This window comes from Streptomyces sp. NPDC016851 (genome assembly GCF_055562795.1).
In genome coordinates this window covers 1-4,127 of record NZ_JBVHEP010000057.1, presented here as the reverse complement: position 1 = coordinate 4,127, position 4,127 = coordinate 1, and the positions used below count along the sequence as shown (strand labels likewise).

The 4,127-nt window shown below is 70.5% G+C and carries 4 protein-coding genes; 2 read left to right on the top strand and 2 right to left on the bottom strand.

Annotated elements, in window-relative coordinates:
- Positions 1 to 61 precede the first annotated feature (61 nt).
- Both ACZ3I3_RS41220 and ACZ3I3_RS41215 read right to left on the bottom strand, forming a co-directional pair.
- Positions 62 to 1,036 carry a DeoR/GlpR family DNA-binding transcription regulator gene (locus ACZ3I3_RS41220; RefSeq protein ID WP_467373008.1) on the bottom strand — a complete coding sequence of 325 codons (975 nt, stop codon included), beginning with the start codon at positions 1,034 to 1,036 and terminating at the stop codon, positions 62 to 64.
- A 165-nt stretch (positions 1,037 to 1,201) separates the two neighbouring features.
- The gene (locus ACZ3I3_RS41215) at positions 1,202 to 2,650 is read right to left on the bottom strand and encodes an NAD(P)H-quinone dehydrogenase (RefSeq protein ID WP_467373007.1); all 1,449 of its coding nucleotides are present in this window, start codon (positions 2,648 to 2,650) and stop codon (positions 1,202 to 1,204) included.
- 97 nt (positions 2,651 to 2,747) lie between these two features.
- On the opposite strand from ACZ3I3_RS41215, the gene ACZ3I3_RS41210 reads away from it, so the two are divergent.
- Both ACZ3I3_RS41210 and ACZ3I3_RS41205 read left to right on the top strand, forming a co-directional pair.
- On the top strand, positions 2,748 to 3,185 hold the full coding sequence (locus ACZ3I3_RS41210) for a gamma-glutamylcyclotransferase family protein (protein ID WP_467373006.1): 438 nt from the start codon (positions 2,748 to 2,750) through the stop codon (positions 3,183 to 3,185).
- Positions 3,186 to 3,277: 92 nt separating this feature from the next.
- Positions 3,278 to 4,102 carry a purine-nucleoside phosphorylase gene (locus ACZ3I3_RS41205; protein ID WP_467373005.1) on the top strand — a complete coding sequence of 275 codons (825 nt, stop codon included), beginning with the start codon at positions 3,278 to 3,280 and terminating at the stop codon, positions 4,100 to 4,102.
- The last annotated feature ends 25 nt before the right edge of the window (positions 4,103 to 4,127 follow it).

The window sequence follows — 4,127 nt, the reverse complement described above, 5'->3', positions numbered from 1 at the left end:
GGCCCCAGCAGAACGCCGGGTGCCTGACGACCCACAGCACCTGGGCTGACGCCCAGCGCTCTCAGCGCCGCCGCAGATCCGCGACCCTGGCCCGCTCCGCCCCGGGACTCTGATCCCCGAGCATCGTGGCCGACCGCAACCCACTCCCCGCCCCCGGCACCTGCCGCCGAGGCCCAGGCAACGGCACATCCCGGCGCTGCTGACGCCCCGGGACGGCATCACCCCCGGGACCTCCCGCCCCGGCCGACCCCCCCGGCGCCCCCGCGACAGTGATCTGCACACCCTGATCGGCGAGCGCCTGAAGCTCCGTACCCGCACGGTCGTCATGGGCGGGCGGCTCGTCCGTCACGAGGCGGGTGATCAGATCCGTCGGCACGGTCTGGAACATCGTGTCCGTCCCGAGCTTGGTGTGGTCCGCGAGGACCACCACCTCCGCGGCGGCCTGCACCAGCGCCCGGTCGACCGACGCCGACAGCATGTTGGACGTGGACAGCCCCCGCTCCGCGGTCAGACCGCTCCCGGACAGGAACGCCCGCGACACCCGCAGCCCGTGCAGGGACTGCTCGGCACCGCTGCCGACCAGGGCGTAGTTCGAGCCGCGGAGCGTACCGCCGGTCATCACGACCTCGACCCGGTTGGCATGGGCCAGCGCCTGGGCGACCAGCAGTGAGTTGGTGACGACGGTCAGCCCGGGCACCCGGGCGAGCCGGCGGGCCAGCTCCTGGGTCGTCGTACCCGCCCCGACCACGATCGCCTCGCCCTCCTCCACGAGATTCGCGGCGAGGTCGGCGATGGCGGTCTTCTCGGCGGTCGCGAGATGGGACTTCTGCGGAAAGCCGGACTCCCGCGTGAAACCGCCCGGCAGTACCGCACCGCCGTGCCGGCGGTCGAGGAGTCCTTCTGCCTCCAGCGCGCGCACGTCCCGCCGTACGGTCACTTCGGAGGTCTGGACGACGCGGGCGAGTTCACGGAGCGACACGGCCCCGTTCGCTCGCACCATTTCGAGGATCAATTGGCGACGTTCTGCAGCGAACACGAAACTGACAGTAACGCCAGCGACCGTCTGCTTTCAGCAGTTTGCGCTGAATAGCAGAAGATGTTCGCACGGCACAGCGCGAAGTGGTATAGGGCCTAGTCGCGCCGCCTATGCCGCACGAATGGTCGAACACTCCCCGTGACCAGCGAGGAACCGGATCCGGCCTCAGCCCTCGCCGGTGTCCTTCCGGGTGTGCAACTGCCGTGCCACCTCGGCGATCGAGCCCGACAGGGAGGGATAGACGGTGAAGGCGTTCGCAATCTGTTCGACGGTCAGATTGTTGTCGACCGCGATCGAGATGGGGTGGATCAGTTCCGAGGCACGCGGCGCCACGACGACACCACCGACCACGATCCCGGTCCCCGGCCGGCAGAAGATCTTGACGAAGCCGTCGCGGATGCCCTGCATCTTGGCGCGCGGGTTGCGCAGCAGCGGCAGCTTCACGACCCGGGCGTCGATCTTCCCGCCGTCGACATCGGCCTGGCTGTAGCCGACAGTGGCGATCTCCGGGTCGGTGAAGACGTTCGACGAGACGGTCTTGAGGTTCAGCGGGGCCACGGCATCGCCCAGGAAGTGGTACATGGCGATGCGTCCCTGCATGGCGGCCACGGAGGCGAGGGCGAACACGCCCGTCACGTCACCGGCCGCGTACACGCCCGGAGCGGTCGTGCGCGACACCTTGTCGGTCCAGATGTGACCGGACTCGCGCAGCCGGACCCCGGCCTCCTCCAGCCCCATGCCCGAGCTGTTCGGAACGGCACCGACGGCCATGAGGCAGTGCGACCCGGTGATGACCCGCCCGTCGGAGAGGGTCACCTCGACCCGGTCCCCGACCCGCTTGGCGGACTGCGCCCGGGTGCGTCCCATGACGTTCATGCCGCGCCGCCGGAAGACCTCCTCCAGCACGGCGGCCGCGTCCGGGTCCTCACCCGGCAGCACCCGGTCCCGCGACGACACGAGCGTCACCCTCGACCCCAGCGCCTGATAGGCACCGGCGAACTCGGCACCGGTCACACCCGACCCGACCACGATCAGCTCCTCGGGGAGCTCGTCGAGGTCGTACACCTGGGTCCAGTTCAGGATCCGCTCGCCGTCGGGCTGGGCGTCGGGCAGCTCGCGGGGATGACCACCGGTGGCGATGAGCACGGCATCCGCCGTCAGGGTCTCCTCACTCCCGTCGGCGGCGCGCACCACGACCTTGCGCGACCCGTCGAGCGCCTGCATGCCCTCCAGTCGCCCGCGCCCGCGCAGGACACGCGCCCCGGCACGCGTCACAGATGCCGTGATGTCGTGCGACTGGGCGAGCGCGAGCCGCTTCACACGCCGGTTGACCTTCCCCAGGTCGACGCCCACCACCCGTGCGGCCTGCTCCACGTGGGGAGTGTCGTCCGCGACGATGATCCCCAGCTCCTCGTACGACGAGTCGAAGGTGGTCATCACCTCAGCCGTGGCGATCAGGGTCTTCGACGGCACGCAGTCGGTGAGCACCGACGCCCCGCCCAGACCGTCGCAATCGACGACGGTCACCTCCGCGCCGAGTTGAGCGGCCACCAGCGCCGCTTCGTATCCGCCGGGTCCGCCACCGATGATCACGATCCGAGTCACGTACCCCATTGTCCCGCACCCATCAACATGACACCGCCCCGGGGCCCACCGCCGATGCGGCTCCGTTACGCGAGTGACTCCCGGGCACCTGCCGTACCCTCTCCCCATGTCGCTCTACGCCGCGTACGCCGGCAACCTCGACGCGCGGCTGATGTCCCGCCGCGCCCCGCACTCGCCGCTGCGCGCCACCGGCTGGCTGAACGGGTGGCGGCTGACCTTCGGCGGCGAGCACATGGGCTGGGAGGGCGCCCTGCCGACGATCGTCGAGGACCCCCTCCACCAGGTCTTCGTCGCGCTGTACGACATCGCCCCCATGGACGAGGAGTCACTCGACCGCTGGGAGGGCGTGGGGCTCGACATCTACCGCCGCACACGCGTACGGGTCCACACCCTGGAGGGTGACGAACAGGCGTGGGCCTTCACCCTCAACGCCTACGAGGGCGGCCTGCCCTCCGCCCGCTACCTGGGCGAGATCGCCGACGCGGCCGAGTCGGCCGGCGCCCCGCACGACTACGTGATGGAACTGCGCAAGCGCCCCTGCTGAACCCGCTTCGTCGGAAACGACAAGACAACGATCGCCACCCCGTGAGGTCCACCATCTACGCGCGTAGGCAATCACCGGCTACCCTCGTGCGCGTGAACGCATCTCTTCTTCCGGACGACATCCAGGGCGACCCCCACGCCGCCGCCGACGCCGCCGCGACCCGCCTGCGCGAACTCACGGGCGCCGAGACCCACGACGTCGCCCTCGTGATGGGCTCCGGCTGGGCTCCGGCCGTGGACGCCCTCGGTGCCCCCGAGGCCGAGCTCCAGGTCACCGAGCTGCCCGGCTTCCCGCCCCCGGCGGTCGAGGGCCACGGAGGCAAGATCCGCTCGTACCGGATCGGCAACAAGCGCGCCCTGGTCTTCCTCGGCCGTACGCACTACTACGAGGGCCGCGGCGTGGCAGCGGTCGCCCACGGCGTCCGCACCGCGGTCTCGGCCGGCTGCAAGACGATCGTCCTGACGAACGGCTGCGGCGGCCTGCGCGAGGGCATGCGCCCCGGCCAGCCGGTCCTGATCAGCGACCACATCAACCTCACCGCCACCTCCCCCATCATCGGCGCCAACTTCGTCGACCTCACCGACCTCTACTCTCCGCGCCTGCGGGCCCTGTGCAAGGAGGTCGACCCCACGCTGGAAGAGGGCGTCTACGCCCAGTTCCCCGGCCCGCACTACGAGACTCCGGCGGAGATCCGTATGGCCCGGGTCATCGGTGCGGACCTGGTGGGCATGTCGACGGTCCTCGAGGCGATCGCCGCGCGTGAGGCGGGTGCGGAGGTTCTGGGCATCTCCCTCGTCACGAACCTGGCGGCGGGCATGACCGGAGAGCCCCTGAACCACGAAGAGGTCCTCCAGGCCGGCCGCGACTCCGCGACGCGCATGGGTTCACTGCTCGCCCAGGTCCTGGGCCGCCTGTAAGCACCCTGGCGTAATCGCTGGGTCG

Coding starts and splice junctions, on each gene's coding strand:
- ACZ3I3_RS41210 (WP_467373006.1), top strand. CDS start 2,748: ATGTCGCTCTACGCCGCGTACGCCGGCAACCTCGACGCGCGGCTGATG.
- ACZ3I3_RS41215 (WP_467373007.1), bottom strand. CDS start 2,650: ATGGGGTACGTGACTCGGATCGTGATCATCGGTGGCGGACCCGGCGGA.